At 61.2% G+C, this 16156-nt stretch carries 10 protein-coding genes and 1 tRNA gene; 8 read left to right on the top strand and 3 right to left on the bottom strand.

Features of this window, described 5'->3' with window-relative positions; translation table 11 throughout:
• Nucleotides 1-101 precede the first annotated feature (101 nt).
• The 3 genes from EI293_RS12155 (at nucleotide 102) to EI293_RS12145 (ending at nucleotide 6057) form a co-directional block, all read left to right on the top strand.
• The gene (locus EI293_RS12155; RefSeq protein ID WP_125437964.1) at nucleotides 102-1190 is read left to right on the top strand and encodes an efflux RND transporter periplasmic adaptor subunit; all 1089 of its coding nucleotides are present in this window, start codon (nucleotides 102-104) and stop codon (nucleotides 1188-1190) included.
• 240 nt (nucleotides 1191-1430) lie between these two features.
• Nucleotides 1431-4628, top strand: a complete 3198-nt coding sequence (locus tag EI293_RS12150; RefSeq protein ID WP_125437962.1) for an efflux RND transporter permease subunit — start codon at nucleotides 1431-1433, stop codon at nucleotides 4626-4628.
• A complete protein-coding gene (locus EI293_RS12145; RefSeq protein WP_125437960.1) occupies nucleotides 4621-6057 on the top strand; it encodes a TolC family protein in 1437 nt (478 codons plus the stop codon). The genes EI293_RS12150 and EI293_RS12145 overlap by 8 nt, the downstream gene beginning before the upstream one ends.
• 416 nt (nucleotides 6058-6473) lie before the next feature.
• Here the strand turns inward: EI293_RS12145 and EI293_RS12140 are convergent, their stop codons facing one another.
• From EI293_RS12140 to gap, 3 genes are all read right to left on the bottom strand, one after another.
• Nucleotides 6474-6818, bottom strand: coding sequence for a translation initiation factor (locus EI293_RS12140; RefSeq protein WP_044018934.1), 345 nt, complete (start codon nucleotides 6816-6818; stop codon nucleotides 6474-6476).
• A gap of 109 nt (nucleotides 6819-6927) precedes the next feature.
• Complete coding sequence (locus EI293_RS12135) at nucleotides 6928-7797, bottom strand: diacylglycerol/lipid kinase family protein (protein ID WP_246010625.1); 870 nt, start codon at nucleotides 7795-7797, stop codon at nucleotides 6928-6930.
• 220 nt (nucleotides 7798-8017) lie between these two features.
• Nucleotides 8018-9025 (bottom strand): type I glyceraldehyde-3-phosphate dehydrogenase, encoded by a 1008-nt coding sequence (gene gap / locus EI293_RS12130; protein ID WP_125437957.1) that lies wholly within the window; start codon nucleotides 9023-9025, stop codon nucleotides 8018-8020.
• A 300-nt stretch (nucleotides 9026-9325) separates the two neighbouring features.
• Here gap and EI293_RS12125 point away from each other — a divergent pair.
• The 5 genes from EI293_RS12125 to EI293_RS12105 all read left to right on the top strand — a co-directional run bounded on the left by EI293_RS12125 (nucleotide 9326) and on the right by EI293_RS12105 (nucleotide 15875).
• A tRNA-Glu gene (locus tag EI293_RS12125) sits at nucleotides 9326-9397 on the top strand.
• A gap of 117 nt (nucleotides 9398-9514) precedes the next feature.
• Nucleotides 9515-12268, top strand: a complete 2754-nt coding sequence (locus tag EI293_RS12120; RefSeq protein WP_125437955.1) for an alpha-L-rhamnosidase-related protein — start codon at nucleotides 9515-9517, stop codon at nucleotides 12266-12268.
• 147 nt (nucleotides 12269-12415) lie between these two features.
• Nucleotides 12416-13009 carry a Crp/Fnr family transcriptional regulator gene (locus tag EI293_RS12115; RefSeq protein WP_246010624.1) on the top strand — a complete coding sequence of 198 codons (594 nt, stop codon included), beginning with the start codon at nucleotides 12416-12418 and terminating at the stop codon, nucleotides 13007-13009.
• Nucleotides 13010-13195: 186 nt separating this feature from the next.
• Entirely contained in the window at nucleotides 13196-13561 is a 366-nt protein-coding gene (locus EI293_RS12110) for a DUF4260 domain-containing protein (RefSeq protein ID WP_125437951.1), read from the top strand.
• 139 nt (nucleotides 13562-13700) lie between these two features.
• Nucleotides 13701-15875, top strand: a complete 2175-nt coding sequence (locus tag EI293_RS12105) for a bifunctional alpha,alpha-trehalose-phosphate synthase (UDP-forming)/trehalose-phosphatase (protein ID WP_125437949.1) — start codon at nucleotides 13701-13703, stop codon at nucleotides 15873-15875.
• Nucleotides 15876-16156: the final 281 nt, after the last annotated feature.

The following is a 16156-nucleotide window of genomic DNA, read 5'->3' as shown; positions in this document are numbered from 1 at the left end:
GGTGCGCGCTACGGCCCGGATATAATTTTCGGCTTCACACGGCCTTCATGAAGGCGGCGGTTGCTTTGTGTCATTCAATCAGGATGGCACGCAATACGCATATGAAAACAAGGTTTTTGCTGGCGCTCATGAGCATGGGCGTAGTGGCGAGCAGCACGAGCTGCTCCAAGGAACACAAGGAAAAAGAGGAGAAAATCAAGTTCCTCGTCACCAGCCCGCTCCAGAAAGACACGACCATCACCAAGGAGTACGTGTCGCAGATTCATGCCTACCAGCACATTGAGGTGCGGGCGCTGGAGAAAGGCTACCTGCAGAAGATCTACGTGGACGAAGGCCAGCGCGTGCAGCAGGGCCAGCTCATGTTCCAGATCATGCCGATGGTGTACAAGGCCGAGCTGCAGAAGTCGAAGGCCGAGGCCAACTACGTGGGCATCGAGTACCAGAACACCAAGCTGCTGGCCGACAAGAACGTGGTATCCAAAAACGAGCTGGCCCTGGCCCAGGCCAAGCTCGACAAAGCCAATGCCGAAGTCGGACTGGCCAAAACCCACCTCGATTTCACCACCATCCGGGCGCCCTTCAGCGGCATTATGGACCACTTCCAGGCCCGCCTGGGTAGCCTCGTGGATGAAGGCGACCTGCTGACCACCCTCTCCGACAACAGCAAGATGTGGGTGTACTTCAACGTGCCCGAGGCCGAGTACCTGGCCTACAAAGCCCACGCCCGCACCGAAGCCGAAACCAAGGTGAAGCTGATGATGGCCAACAACGAGGTGTTCACCCACCCCGGCGTGGTGCAGACCATCGAGGCCGACTTCAACAACGAAACCGGCAACATTGCCTTCCGGGCCACCTTCCCCAACCCCGAAGGCCTGCTGCGCAACGGCGAAACCGGCTCGGTACTGATGACCGTGCCGCTCAAAAACGCCGTCATCATCCCGCAGAAAGCCACCTTCGAGGTGCTCGAAAAGAAGTTCGTGTACGTGGTGGATGCCAAAAATAAGGTTCACCAGACTGAGGTAACCGTGGCCTCCGAAATGCCCGACCTCTACATCATCTCGGCCGGCCTGAAAGCCACCGACAAAATCATGCTCGAAGGCATCCGCAAGGTGAAGGAAGGCGACAAAATCCGCTTCACCTACGAGGAGCCGAAAGCCGTGATTTCGCACCTGAAAGTGTACTCGGAATAGAGCTTCATTCTAGAATAGACGGTCATGCTGAGCATGTGGCGCATAAAGCCAGTGTGCGCAGCCGCAGTCGAAGCATCTCTACCGCCAAACTAATTCCTTCTTATCGCACGATTTCCGCTCCATAGCCCAGGGTTTAAACCCTGGGCTGGTGAACCGTGCAACGAAGCAGGCGAGATGCTTCGACAAGCGGACGCCAGATCAAGCATGACGGCCTTCTAACAGCAACGAACAGTAACTATCATGTTCAGTAAATTCATTCGCCGACCCGTGTTTGCCATCGTCATATCGGTGGTCATCATGTTCCTGGGCATTCTGGCAATCAAGACGCTGCCCACGTCGCAGTTCCCCGAGATTTCGCCGCCGATGGTGATGGTGAGCACGGCGTATCCGGGCGCCAGCGCCAAGGTGCTCACCGAATCGGTGCTGATTCCGCTGGAGCAGGCCATTAATGGCGTGCCCGGCATGAAGTACATGACCTCCGACGCCGTATCGGCCGGTGAGGCCAACATCCAGATTGTGTTCAATCTGGGCACCGACCCCGAGCAGGCCGTGGTGAACGTGAACACCCGCATTGCGCAGGTGCTCAACCGCCTGCCAGTGCTGGTGCAGCGCGAAGGTGTGGTGGTGAACCGCGTGGTGCCCAACATGCTCATGTACGTCAACCTCTACAGCAAAGACAAGAATACCGACATGCGGTACCTCTTCAACTTTGCCGGGGTGAACATGCTGCCCGAAATCCAGCGCATTGATGGCGTGGGGCGGGCCAGCATTCTAGGCTCGCGCCAGTACGCCATGCGCGTGTGGCTGAAGCCGGACCGCATGCGGGCCTACAACCTGTCGGTGGATGACGTGATGGAAGCCCTCAACGATCAGAGCGTGATTGGCTCGCCGGGCCGCATCGGCCGCTCGGATGGCAAGGAGGCCTCGGCGCTGGAGTACGTGCTGACCTACAAAGGCCGCTTCAACGACGTGGAGGAATACAAGAACGTCATTATCAAGGCCAACGCCAATGGCGAATCGTTGCGCCTGAAGGACGTGGCCAACGTGGAGCTGGGCTCGGAATTCTACGACATCTACTCCAACCTCGACGGCTACCCTTCGGCGGCCATCATGCTCAAGCAAACCTACGGCTCCAACGCCCTGGACGTCATCAAGAGCGTGAAAACCAAGCTGGAGGAGCTGAAGAAAACCATGCCCCCCGGCATGGACTACAAGATCAGCTACGACGTGTCGAACTTCCTCGACGCCTCCACCGAAAACGTGATTCACACCCTGCGCGACGCCTTTATTCTGGTGGCCCTGGTGGTGTTCCTGTTCCTGGGCGACTGGCGCTCCACGCTGATTCCGATTATTGCGGTGCCGGTATCGTTGGTGGGCGCGTTCATGGCCATGCAGGCGTTTGGGCTCACCATCAACATGATAACGCTGTTTGCGCTGGTGCTGGCCATCGGGATTGTGGTGGATGACGCCATTGTGGTGGTGGAAGCCGTGCACGCCAAGATGGAGGAAAAGCACCTCTCGCCCTACGGGGCGGTGCGCGAGGTTATCGGGGAAATCAGCGGGGCTATTATTGCCATTACCATCCTGATGACGGCCGTGTTCGTGCCGGTGGCCTTCATGAGCGGGCCGGTGGGTATTTTCTACCGCCAGTTCTCGATTACCATGGCTGCCAGCATCGTCATTTCGGGCATCGTGGCCCTGACGCTGACGCCGGTGCTCTGCGCCATGATTCTGAAGAACAACCACGGCCAGCCCCGCAAGAAAACGCCCATCAACCGGTTTATCGACTGGTTTAACCGCGGCTTCGAGCGTCTGACCGGCCGCTACACCAACCTGCTGGAAAAAGTGGTGGACCGCCGCGTGCTCACCTTCGCGGTGCTCATTGCCTTCGGACTGGGCATTTTTGGCATCTCCACCACCCTGCCTTCGGGCTTCATTCCGGCCGAAGACCAGGGCATGATTTACGCCGTGCTCCAGACGCCGCCCGGCTCCACCCTGGAGCGCACCAACGACTTGTCGCAGCGCCTCCAGAAGCTGGCCGAAAAAGTACCCGGCATCGAAAGCATTTCCACGCTGGCCGGCTACGAGATTCTGACCGAAGGCCGCGGCTCCAACGCCGGTACCTGCATCATCAGCCTCAAGCCCTGGTCGGAGCGCAAGGAATCGGTGCACGACGTTATCATGTCCCTGGAAGAAAAGGCCAAGGAAATTCCCGGCGCGACCATCGAATTCTTCGAGCCACCGGCAGTACCGGGCTACGGCGCGGCGGGCGGTTTCCAGCTGCAGATGCTCGACAAAACCGCCACCGGCGACTACAAGGCCCTGGAAAAAGTGAACGAGGAGTTCATGACCGCCCTGAAAAAGCGCAAGGAGCTGGCCGGCCTGTTCACCTTCTTCTCGGCCAACTATCCGCAGTACGAGCTGCAGATTGACAACCAGCTGGCCATGCAGAAGGGCGTGAGCATCGGCAACGCCATGAACACGCTCAGCATTATGGTGGGCTCGACCTACGAGCTGGGCTTCATCAAGTACCAGCGCTTCTTCAAGGTGTTCGTGCAGGCTTCGCCCGAGTACCGCCGCCTGCCCAAGGATATTCTGGACCTCTGGGTGAAGAACGACAAGGGCGAAATGGTGCCGATGTCGGCCTTCATGAAGATTGTGAAGGGCCAGGGCGCCAACGAAATCAACCGCTACAACATGTATCCCACGGCCTCTATCCGCGGCGACGCGGCGGCGGGCTACAGCTCCGGCGAGGCCATCAAGGCGGTGCAGGAAGTAGCCGCCAAAACCCTGCCCCGGGGCTATGATATCGACTGGGGCGGCTTGTCGAAAGACGAGGTGAGCCGCGGCAACGAGGCCATCTACATCTTCCTGATTGTGCTGGGCTTCGTGTACCTGGTGTTGGCCGCGCAGTACGAGAGCTTCCTGCTGCCGCTGTCCGTGATTCTGAGCTTGCCGGCCGGTATTTTCGGCTCCTTTTTGCTCATCAAAACTATGGGCCTGGCCAACAACATCTACGCCCAGGTGGGCCTCGTGATGCTGGTGGGCCTGTTGGGCAAAAACGCCGTGCTGATTGTGGAGTTTGCGGTGCAGAAGCACGAGGAAGGCATGACGGTGCGCGAAGCGGCCATTGAAGGCGCCAAAGTGCGTTTCCGGCCCATTCTGATGACCTCCTTCGCCTTCATTGCCGGCCTAATTCCGCTGGTCATTGCCCACGGCGCGGGCGCTATCGGCAACCGCACCATTGGCACGGCGGCGCTGGGCGGCATGCTGTTCGGCACCGTGTTCGGGGTAATTCTCGTGCCCGGCCTGTACTACATTTTTGGCACGCTGGCCGCCGGCCGCAAGCTGATCCAGGATGAGAATGAAAACCCGCTGTCGGAATTTGAGCCGCACGTATTAGTTGATGAAGAAATTCCGAGCCACAGTCATGCGTAACAAACGCCTCTTTCAAGGCCTGAGCGCCGCTTTACTGGCCCTTTCGGTGGGCGCGTGCAAAACGCCCGAACTGGCCACCAAGGCCGCCGGCCGCCCGGTACCCGCCACCTACGCCACCACCACCCCGGATAGCACCAACACCGCCCGCACCCAGTGGCGGCAGTTCTTCACCGACCCCAACCTCATCGGCCTCATCGATACGGCTCTGCAGCGCAACCAGGAGCTGAACATCTCGCTGCAGGAAATCCAGATTGCCCGCAACGAGGTGCAGATCCGCAAGGGCGAGTACCTGCCCTTCGTGGGTTTGGGCGTGAAGGCCGAAACGGCGCGGGCCAGCAAAAACACGCTGCAGGGAGCTACCGAGGAAGCCATCAACATCCGGCCCGAGCACCGCAACCCCAACCCGCTGCCCAACTACCAGATCGGGGCGTTTGCCAGCTGGGAAGTGGACATCTGGCACAAGCTGCGCAACGCCCGCAAGTCGGCCGCGCTGCGCTACCTGGCCACAGTGGAAGGCCGCAACTTCACCGTCACGAACCTGATTGGCGAAATTGCGTCGTCCTACTACGAGCTGCTGGGCCTGGACAACCAGCTGGCCATCGTGCGCCAGAACATCGAGCTGCAAACCAACGCTTTGGAGCTGGTGAAGCTGCAGAAGGAATCGGCCCGCACCACCGAGCTGGCCGTGCAGCGCTTCGAGGCGCAGCTGCACACCACCCGCAGCCTGCAGTACGACATTCAGCAGCGCATCACCGAAACCGAGAACCGCCTCAACTTCCTGGCCGGCCGCTACCCCCAGCCCATTGCCCGCAACTCGGCGGCGTTCAATGAGCTGCTGCCCGCCCCGGTGCAGGCCGGCGTGCCGGCCCAGCTGCTGCAAAACCGCCCCGATATCCGGCAGGCCGAGCAGCAGCTGGCCGCCGCCAAGCTGGACATCCAGATTGCGCGGGCCAACTTCTACCCGGCGCTGCGCATCACGGGCGGGGCCGGTTTCGGGGCCTTCAAACCCGGCCTGCTGTTCACCACGCCCGAGAGCATGCTGTACTCCCTGGCCGGTGATTTGGTGGCCCCGCTGGTGAACCGCAACGGCATCAAGGCCGTGTACGGCAACGCCAACGCCGTGCAGATTCAGGCCGCCTACAACTACGAGCGCACCATCCTGAACGCCTACGTGGAAGTAGCTAACCAACTGGCCAGCATCAACAACCTGCAACTGAGCTACGACGAGAAGGCCAAGGCCGTGCTGGCCCTCAACCAGTCAAGCAGCATTTCCAACAGCCTGTTCCGCTCCGCCCGCGCCGACTACACCGAAGTCCTCTTCACCCAGCGCGACGCCCTGGAATCGAAGTTCGACCTCATCGAAACCCGGATGCAGCAGCTCAACGCCTCCGTAAACGTGTACCGCGCCCTGGGCGGCGGCTGGAAGTAAGCTGAGCGTCCCGGTCCGGCGGCTCCTTCAAGCCGTCGGACCGGTCGCCGTCAGAACGATGTAGAGACGCGACACTTCGCGTCTCCTCGTTGCTGATGTTGTTTTGTCCGGCGCAGGCCCGGCCGTTCAACGACGAGACGCGAAGTGTCGCGTCTCTACACCGCCACCTGCGCTTGCCACCCCGACAGCACACGTTGTCACCCTGCCACCAGGCGTTGCCATGTCGTCACAATGCGTTGCCACCTCCCCACTAGGTGTTGCCACCCGGTCACGAAGCGTTGCCACCCGGTAACGAAGCGTTGTCACCCGGTCACGGAGCGTTGCCACCTCGTCACGAAGCGTTGCCACCCCGCCAGCCCCCATTGCCACCCCGGCAATGGGGGCTGTCACATTAGCAACAGTCGTTGACGCGCCCGCTACCCGCCGGCCTTCTTGGCCTTATAGCCTTTCTCCAGCAGCACGGCCATCACCTTGTCGCGGAAGTCGCCCTGGATGATGATTTCGCCGTCTTTGGCGTTGCCGCCCACGGCGCACTTGGTTTTGAGCAGCTTGCCCAGCGTCTGCAGGTCAGCATCCTGGCCCACGAAGCCGGTGATGAGCGTGACCTGCTTGCCGCCGCGCGCTTTTTTATCGAGCTGCACGCGTAGGTTCTGCTGCTGCGGGGGCAGCGTGACGGCGGCGGGCTCATTGGTATCCTGGTACTCGAAATCGGGGTTGGTGGAGTAGACCACGCCCTCCCGGCGGTTTTTATCGGCTTTCATATGGTGAGATGGTGATTTAGCGAGTTAGTGATTCAGCGAATTCAGGCTGCTCATTCAGCAAAGAAACGGCATTACCCACTCACTAAATCACTCAGTCACTAAATCACCGCTACACCGCCACCTCCAAAGCCAGGGGCGTCAGCTCCACCTCAAAGTCGGTGGCGTCGGCTACGTAGTCGCCATCCACGTGAAAACCGATAGGCTGAGCGGCCGCCACCCGGATGTGGCGGCTGGTATGATACGCCGCCCCGCCGGAGGTGGCCAGGGTACCCAGGGCCAGCCCCACCCCCACCCGTACCGCGCGCAGCATGGGCAACTCATCAATCAGACACACATCCAGCAGGCCATCCTGAATATCGGCGCGTGGCGCGATGTAGGCGTTGTTGCCGTACTGAGCCGCATTGGCGAAGGCCAGCACATAGCAGTGCGTATCGAGTAGCAACGCATTTTCCAGCTGTACCTGCACCGGCACGGGGCGGTAGCGGCGGTATTCGCGCAGGGCTACTTTCACGTAGGTACTCAGCCCTCGGGTACCCGCCTTTGCAAACATCTTGCTTACGTGCGCATCAAACCCCAGCCCGGCCGTGCAGAAAAACCAGTGCCCGTTAATCCGGCCCGCATCTATGCGCTGGAAGGTGGGCTGGCAGGCGCGGCGTACGGCACCCGGCAAATCCAGCGGAATACGCAGGTGCCGGGCCAAGCCATTACCTGAGCCCCGGGGCACGATACCCAGGGCAGCGGCCGTACCCAGCAGGCCCCGGGCCACTTCGTTCACGGTACCATCTCCCCCCACGGCAACTATTACCCGATAACCTTCAAACGCGGCTACCCGGGCCAGTTCGGTGGCATGGCCGGCATACTCAGTCAGACGAATAGAAAAATCAGCCCCGGCAGTTGTAGCGTAGCGCGTCAGCAACACCGGAACGTCCTGCGTGCGGTTCGTACCGGAAGTCGGGTTCAGGATAAAACAGATGCGCACGGGCGGAAGCAGATGAAGTATAAAGGAGAAGTAAATATACTGTCATCCGGAGCTTGCAAGGACATATGGTTCACTCCCTACAGCACAGTTTTGCTGTTTGTAGAGAGTGAATCGCGCCCTTCGCAGACTTCAAATGACAAATGGCTACCGCCGCAAAATACAAAGCCGCCTGCCCGGTTTCCCGAACAGACGGCTCATTTTTACGCGAAAACCCGAGGGTTTAGCCGTTCATTTTCTCGCCCAGCTTCTGGATGAGGTCGGCGGTGCGGGTGCTGTAGCCGGTTTCGTTGTCGTACCAGCCTACCACTTTCACGAACGAGCCGTTAGCCGAGGTCAACTCCGAGTCGAAGATGCACGAGTGGGGGTTGCCCACGATGTCGATGCTCACGATAGGGTCGGTGGTGTACTCCAGGATGCCTTTCAGCGGGCCATCAGCGGCGGCCTTCATGGCCGTGTTGATTTCCTCCTTGGTTACGTCCCGCTTCAGCAGCACGGTCAGGTCGGTGGTCGAACCGTCCGGAATAGGCACGCGCATAGCAATACCGTCCAGCTTACCCTTCAGTTGGGGCAGCACGAGGCCAACGGCCTTGGCAGCACCGGTGCTGGTGGGGATGATGCTGTAAGCAGCGGCGCGGGCGCGGCGCAGGTCCTTGTGGGGCGCGTCCTGCAGGTTCTGGTCAGAGGTGTAGGCGTGCACCGTGGTGATGTAGCCTTTCTCGATGCCGAAGGCATCATCCAGCACCTTGGCCATAGGGGCCAGGCAGTTGGTAGTGCACGAAGCGTTGGACAGGATGGTTTCCTCGCCCGTCAGGATGTCTTCGTTCACGCCCAGTACTACCGTGGGGATGTTGCCGGTAGCGGGAGCCGAAATAACCACTTTCTTGGCACCGGCGGTCAGGTGCTGACCAGCACCTGCCTCGTCCACGAAGCGGCCCGTCGATTCCAGCACCACGTCGATGCCCATATCGCCCCAGGGGAGCAGCTTGGGGTCACGCTCGGCGAGGGCGGCAATGCGCTGACCGTTTACCGTCAGGCTCTCCTCGTCGTAGGCTACCGTGCCATCGAAACGGCCGTGTACGGAGTCGTACTTGAGCAGGTGCGCCAGCGTTTTGTTGTCAGTCAGGTCGTTGATTGCCACGACTTCCACGTTCTCACGCTGCAACAGCGCTTTGAACGTGAGACGGCCGATGCGGCCGAAGCCGTTAATGGCAACTTTGATTTTAGCCATAGTGGTATGGGGAAATGGGAGGTTTACCGGTCCGGAAGGGCCGGGTGAAAACGCGGAGCGAAGGTAACGGGCTGGGGGTACTTCGCCAAATCAAACCCAATATCCTGCTACGCCCACCGGCCGCGCCGCCTCCGTTTACGGCCTGACAAGGTTTCGGGCGGGTTCGACCGGAAAAATTTCCACCTGAAAATCAGTCAATTTACCCTGATGGCTGCTTTTTTTTCGAAACCAGGTATTGCGCCGAAAGATCGGGCTACTATCTTTGCATCACCAAAACGGAAAACGCTCCGCTGGTTATCTGGTCCGTTCGTCTAGGGGTTAGGACAGTAGATTTTCATTCTACCAACAGGGGTTCGATTCCCCTACGGACTACTCGAAAGGCCTTCTGCTACTCAGCAGAAGGCCTTTTTTTGTTGCCTTTCGCTCCGGCGCATCACGCTGCGCAGCCGGGCGCAACCGCTGGGCGGAGTTCTGCGTCTGGTAGCGGTGATGTCGTACTCCTGCCCTGCGCTGGGCGGCCTGCTGGCGTTGGCCCTGCTTGGCTCCTGCCAGACGCCCAAACCCGCTGCCCCCGTGAAATCTGCCGCCCTGCCGTCTTCGCCGCTTCCGGTCGAAGCCCCGCTCATCTGGAAGAACGAGGCCTTTGCCCTCTACGCCGACCGCGTGGAGCAGGGGCCGTATGTATCCCGGGCCGTGTCGCGCACCGAGCTGACCTCGAACTACCAGAGCCCGGCCAACGCCTACCAGGATCCGCGCATCACGTTCAAATTCAGCCTCAACGGCCAAGACAACGAAATGGCCCCGGGTCAGGACCATCGTATCGTGGCCATTCCCCGAGCCGGCAGCACCGCGGTAGAAACGCCCGTACTCACCTTCGGGCAGCAGTTCGTGGATAAGACTGAAGTACCCGCCAACACCTATCTGGCCCCGAACACGCCCCTCACCGTTCGGCTGGATCTGCGGCCGGTGCTGGCGGCTTTCAAGAAACAGGGCTACTTCACCACCTATACCGGGGAGAAGCTGTACGCCCAAGACTTTAAAGGGGTGTTCGTGGCCGGTAACATGGCTCCGCTGAGCTGGGACTTTGCCAACCTCAGCAACCAGCAGGGCGCGGAGCTAAAAGACCCCGATGGCAACGGCATTTACGAGGTTACGCTGGTGCTGAACCAGCCCGCCGCCGCCAAAACCACGGCCGGCCGCTGGCAGCAGACGCTCAACACGGCCGATTTTCCACAGTACCGCTCCGACTTCCCGCTCACCGACGCGCTGTACAATCTGGCCCTAGAGGAAGCCCGCCGGGCCGTGGAGCCCGACAGCACCTTCCGCACCGGCCAGGAATGGGCCGGCGTCTGGACGCGCGACATCAGCTACTCTATCATCCTGGCCCAGGCGACCTTACAGCCGAAAGTGGCCATGAACAGCCTGCTGCGGAAGGTGTCGAAGCAGGGCCGCATCATTCAGGACACCGGCACCGGCGGTGCCTACCCCTGCTCCACCGACCGGATGATCTGGGCCGTGGCCGCCTGGGAAGTCTACTTGGTAACGGGCGATGAAGCCTGGCTGCGCAAAGTCTATCCTATCATCAAAAACTCCCTCGAAGACGACCGGCAGAACGCCTACGATGCGCAAACCGGCCTCGTGCGCGGCGAGTCGTCGTTTCTGGATTGGCGGGAGCAGACGTATCCGCGTTGGATGCAGCCGGTGGATATTTACCAGAGCGAAAACTTGGGCACCAACGCCGTGCATTTTCAGGCCAATAAAGTACTGTCGGAAATGGCCGAGCAGCTGGGCGACACCGCTACCGCTGAGCAGTATTGGCAGCTGGCTAAAACCATCCGTACCGGGATAAACAAGTACTTGTGGCAGGAAGAAAAAGGCTACTACGGACAGTTTTTGTACGGCCGCAACTTCCTAAGCCTTTCGCCCAAAGCCGAGGCCCTGGGGGAGGCGCTGAGCGTGTTGTTCGACGTGGCCAGATCCTCAAGGGCCACCTCCGTCGTAGCCCGCACGCCCACCACCGCCTTCGGCATTCCGTGTATTTACCCCCAGATTCCGGGCATTCCGCCCTACCACAATAACGCGGTGTGGCCGTTTGTGCAGAGCTTCTGGGGGCTGGCCGCCGCCAAGGCAGGCAATGAAAAAGCCTTTCTGGAAACCATGGCGGCGGTGTACCGGCCGGCGGCACTATTTCTGACCAACAAGGAAAACTTTGTGGCGCAGAACGGCGACTTTGCCGGTACCCAGATCAACAGCAGCAATATGCTCTGGAGCCTTTCGGGCAGCCTGGGTCTGGTATATAAGGGGCTGTTTGGGATGAATTTCGAAACTACCCAACTGGTGTTCCGGCCCTTTGTACCTCAGGCGTTGCAGGGCACCCGCCGGCTCACCGGCTTCCGCTACCGGGGCGCGGTGCTGGATATTGAGCTGACCGGCTACGGCAACCAGATTGACAGCCTGACGCTTGACGGCCGCCCCCTGCCGGACAATGCCGTACCGGCCACGCTCACGGGCCACCACCAGATACGGATTACGTTGGTGAACAGCTCTCCGGAGCCCAGCTATGCGGTTACCCACGCTGAAAACGCCTTTTCCCCCGAAGCGCCCGCCGTGCGCTACGCCGCCGGCCGCCTCAGCTGGCCCCCGGTAGCCGGGGCCAGCGCCTATCAGGTGCTGCGCAACGGCCGGTTCGCGGCCCGCACCACCGAAACCAGCGTGGCCGTAACCCCGGCCGCCTACGCCGAGTACCAGGTGGTGGCCGTGGACGGGCAAGGGCTGGAGTCGTTTGCCAGTGAGCCGCTCGTGGTGGCCGCCCGGCCGGCCCAGCTGGTGCAGCTGGAAACCCGCGCCGCCAAATCGGGCAAGCCGTACAAAGGATTCAGCGGGGCGGGCTTCGTGGAAATCAGCAAAACGGTGAATACCCGCCTCACCATTCCCGTAACGGTGCCCGAAACCGGCCTCTACGCCCTGGATTTCCGCTACGCCAACGGCAACGGCCCGCTTAACACCGATAACAAGTGCGCCCTCCGCACGCTCCGCCTGGACCAGCAGCCGCTGGGCACCGTAGTGCTGCCCCAGCGCGGCGTGGCGGAATGGTCGAACTGGGGCTTTACCAACCCGATTCTGGTGCAGCTCCCGAAAGGCCCGCACACGCTGACGCTCAGCTTTGAGCCCGCCAATGAGAATATGGACGGGGAAGTGAACCAAGCCATGCTCGACTACCTGCGGCTTACGCGGGTGGAATAGGATGCGCGCTCCGGTCCGGTGGGCGCAGCCCGTCGGGCCGGTGGCCGTCAGCTGATACCTGCACGACGACGTAACAACCTCAGCACGCAGCAACCGGCCCGACAGCTTGCAGCCGCCGGACCGGGCACTATGTACTACCTTACCCATATGCACCCGCTCCGCGCCTATATTCACCGCTTTGTACCGCTTACCGATGCCGAGTGGGCCCCGCTGGCGGCCGGGCTTAGCGTGCGGCAACTGCGACGGAAGCAGGATTTCGTGACGCAGGCGCAGCCGGCTCCGGAGCTGGCGCTGGTGATTTCGGGGGCCTGCCGGCTATTTTACACGGGAGCCGATGGCGAGGAGCGCACCACCTATTTCTTCTTCGAAAACCATCTGCTGGGCAGCTACCAGAGCTGCCTCACGGGCCAGCCCAGTCAGTTCAGCATTCAGGCACTGGCACCTACCGAGCTGGTTACGTTTCCGTACGCTTTGCTTCGCCGGCTGTTCGATGAATATCCGGTGTACGAGCGGTTCGGGCGGCTGCTGGCCGAGTACCACCTGCTGGGCACCGATGCCCGCCTGACCGAGCTGCTGCTCCTAAGCCCCGAACAACGCTACCAGGCCCTGCTCCGCAGCCACAAAACCAAGATTCTGGAGCGCGTACCTCAACAGTACGTGGCCTCCTACCTGGGCGTAACGCCCGTCTCGCTCAGCCGCATCCGCGCCCGCCTCCTGGCCGACGACGCCGAACCGATGTAGAGACGCGACACTTCGCGTCTCGTCGTTGCTGACGTTGTTTGGGCCGCGCGGCTCCGGTCGTTCAACCAGGAGACGCGAAGTGTCGCGTCTCTACACCGGTGGCCGGATTTCTTAGCGTTTGTTAAGGAGTTTCGGTGGACCGGCGGTTGACCTTTGGGATGTTGTTTTACTTCATTCCAAAGCTTCATGAAAACCCTGCTTAAACTCGAAGAACTGGCCCAGTTGCTGGTTGCAACGCTGGTTTTTGCGCACCTCCCCTACGCGTGGTGGTGGCTGCCGGCCCTGTTTCTGGTGCCCGACCTGAGCATGCTGGGCTACTTGGCCGGCCCCCGGACGGGAGCATTCAGCTACAACCTGCTGCACCACAAAGCCCTGGCCCTGCTGGTGGGGCTGGCCGGCTGGCTGCTCGCGGAGCCGCTGCTGCTGCTGGCCGGTTCGGTGCTGCTGTTTCACTCGGCCTTTGACCGCCTGCTGGGCTACGGACTCAAGCACGGCACCGGCTTTCAGGACACGCACCTGGGCCGCGTTGGCCGGGAGCCGGTGGCGGCCTGAAGCCGCTGGCGTAGCCGGTTTTTACGGTTGGGCGCAGCTACTTACGAAGCGGGCGCGGTAACAGAAACGGGGAAACAAACTAATGGCCGCCGCCGGTTTTCTCCCGTAAACCTACAGGTTCACCAACCCAAAACAGCCTATGTCGCGCACCATTATTGTCTCGAATCGTCTCCCTACCAAAATCCTTCGCACCGATGACAGCCTCACGTTTCAGCCCAGTGAGGGCGGATTAGCTACCGGCCTGGGCTCCATTTACCGGCAGGAAGGCAACGTGTGGGTGGGCTGGCCGGGGCTCTTTGTGGAAGATGCGTCCGAAGAAGAATATGTGTGCGAGCAGCTGCGCCAGGACAGCATGGTGCCGGTGTTCCTGACCGAAGCCGAAATCCGGGACTTCTACGAAGGGTTCAGCAACTCCACGCTCTGGCCTACTTTCCACTACTTCACGCAGTACGCCACCTACGAGCAGGCCCACTGGGACGCCTACGTGGCCGTCAACGAGAAATTCTGCCGGGCGGTGCTGGAGCTGGCCGGCCCCGAGGACACCATCTGGGTCCACGATTACCAGCTGCTGCTGCTGCCGGCCATGCTGCGCCGCGAGCGGCCCGAAGCCACTATCGGCTTCTTTCTGCACATCCCCTTCCCCTCCTACGAGCTGATTCGGGTGCTGCCCTGGCGCACCGAGCTGCTGGAGGGCATGCTGGGGGCCGATTTGCTGGGTTTCCACACCTTCGGCTACATGCGCCATTTTCTGAGTGCGGTGGCCCAGCTGCTCGGCCTCTCGGCGCAGAACGGGCAGATCGAAACCGGCTCCCGCACGGTGCTGGTCGATGCTTTCCCGATGGGCATCGACTATGACCGGTACGTGCAGGCGGCGGCCTCCGACACGGCCATGCAACACGAGGCCACCTACCGTGAGGCTTTGCGCGACGTGCGCGTGATTCTGAGTATCGACCGGCTCGACTATTCCAAGGGTATTGCCCAGCGGCTGCGGGCCTTCGAGCTGCTGCTGCAACGCTACCCCGAGTGGCGCGAGCAGGTCAGCCTGATTATGGTGGTGGTGCCCTCCCGCGACCAGGTAGCCCAATATGCCAGCCTGAAGGAGGAAATTGATGAGCTGGTGGGCCGTATCAACTCCCAGTACCGCACCATTTCCTGGACGCCCATCCACTACTTCTACCGCTCCTTCCCGCTGGAAGAACTGGCCTCCCTCTACCGCCTAGCCGAAGTGGCGCTGGTAACACCCATGCGCGACGGCATGAACCTGGTGGCCAAGGAATTCGTGGCCAGCAAGGCCGATCAGAAGGGCGTACTCATCCTCAGCGAGCGGGCCGGCGCGGCCCGGGAGCTGTCGGATGCCCTCATCATCAACCCTACCGATACCGGCGAGCTGGCCGAGGCCATGCACGATGCGCTGGTGATGCCCGAGGACGAGCAGCAGCTGCGCATGGGAGCTATGCAGGCCCTGGTACGTCAGTACAACGTGTTTGCCTGGACCAAGCTGTTCATGGGACGCCTGGCATACAGCAAGATGAAGCAGCACACGCTCGATACGGAAACCCTGAAGCCCGTAGTAGTGGAGCAGTTGCTGACCGAGTTCCACGCCGCCCCTTCGCGCCTGTTGCTGCTGGATTACGACGGTACACTGGCTCCCTTCCACCCCAACCCCCAGCGCGCCCAGCCCGACCAGGAGCTGCTGCTGCTACTGCGCGCCCTCACCGATAACCCGCAGAACCGCGTGGTCATCATCAGTGGCCGCGACCGGACGACGCTACAAGCCTGGCTGGGCCACCTGCCCGTCGATTTTATTGCCGAGCACGGCGTGTGGCTGCGGGCGGCCGGCGAGGAGTGGCAGCTGTTTCAGACCCTCAACAACGACTGGCAGCGGGAGCTGCGCCCGATTCTGGAGCTGTACGTGGCCCGCACCGCCGGCTCGTTCATTGAAGACAAGGAGTACTCGTTGGTGTGGCACTACCGCCGCGCCGATGCCGAGCTGGGGGCCGTGCGCGCCCGCGACCTGCTCAACCACCTCACCTTCATGACGGCCAACACGGAGCTGCAGGTGATGGAAGGCAACAAAGTCATCGAAATCAAGACGGCCGGCATTCACAAGGGCACGGCCGCCGCCCGCTGGCTGGCTACCTATCAGCCCGCCTTCACCCTGGCCCTCGGCGACGACCGTACCGACGAAGATACCTTCCGGGCCATGCCGCCCGAGGCCTACACCATCAAAGTAGGCACCGCTGCCCGCTCCCTGGCCCGCTACCACGTCGCCTCCACCACCGATGTGCGCAAGCTCCTGCGCGGCTTGCTATAACCGCCCGTCATTGCGAGGAGGCACCTGTCATTGCGAGCATGTGGCGCATCAAACCAGTGTCGAAGCAATCCGTCCTTTTCCTTGCTCCCAGTTCTGTTTTATTCAAAAGCCCCTGACGCCAGCATGGACGTCAGGGGCTTTTATGTGGGAATATCTGCGCGACAGTAGCGCGAACTTTACAGTTTGCGTCCCCGCGCCGTAGGGGAATACGTTCTGTCGGCGCGGAGGCACGGACTACAAAGTTCGCGCTACTGCTTATTCACAGGTGGAAAGAGTGTGTT

The sequence above is a fragment of the Hymenobacter perfusus genome (assembly GCF_003944765.1).
In the GTDB taxonomy this organism is placed as follows: Bacteria; Bacteroidota; Bacteroidia; order Cytophagales; family Hymenobacteraceae; genus Hymenobacter; species Hymenobacter perfusus.
Note: the sequence above shows the minus strand (reverse complement) of the source record. Positions and strands in the feature narration are given on the sequence as shown.

Coding starts and splice junctions, on each gene's coding strand:
- EI293_RS12155 (WP_125437964.1), top strand. CDS start 102: ATGAAAACAAGGTTTTTGCTGGCGCTCATGAGCATGGGCGTAGTGGCG.
- EI293_RS12150 (WP_125437962.1), top strand. CDS start 1,431: ATGTTCAGTAAATTCATTCGCCGACCCGTGTTTGCCATCGTCATATCG.
- EI293_RS12145 (WP_125437960.1), top strand. CDS start 4,621: ATGCGTAACAAACGCCTCTTTCAAGGCCTGAGCGCCGCTTTACTGGCC.
- EI293_RS12140 (WP_044018934.1), bottom strand. CDS start 6,818: ATGAAAGCCGATAAAAACCGCCGGGAGGGCGTGGTCTACTCCACCAAC.
- gap (WP_125437957.1), bottom strand. CDS start 9,025: ATGGCTAAAATCAAAGTTGCCATTAACGGCTTCGGCCGCATCGGCCGT.
- EI293_RS12120 (WP_125437955.1), top strand. CDS start 9,515: ATGTCGTACTCCTGCCCTGCGCTGGGCGGCCTGCTGGCGTTGGCCCTG.
- EI293_RS12115 (WP_246010624.1), top strand. CDS start 12,416: ATGCACCCGCTCCGCGCCTATATTCACCGCTTTGTACCGCTTACCGAT.
- EI293_RS12110 (WP_125437951.1), top strand. CDS start 13,196: ATGAAAACCCTGCTTAAACTCGAAGAACTGGCCCAGTTGCTGGTTGCA.
- EI293_RS12105 (WP_125437949.1), top strand. CDS start 13,701: ATGTCGCGCACCATTATTGTCTCGAATCGTCTCCCTACCAAAATCCTT.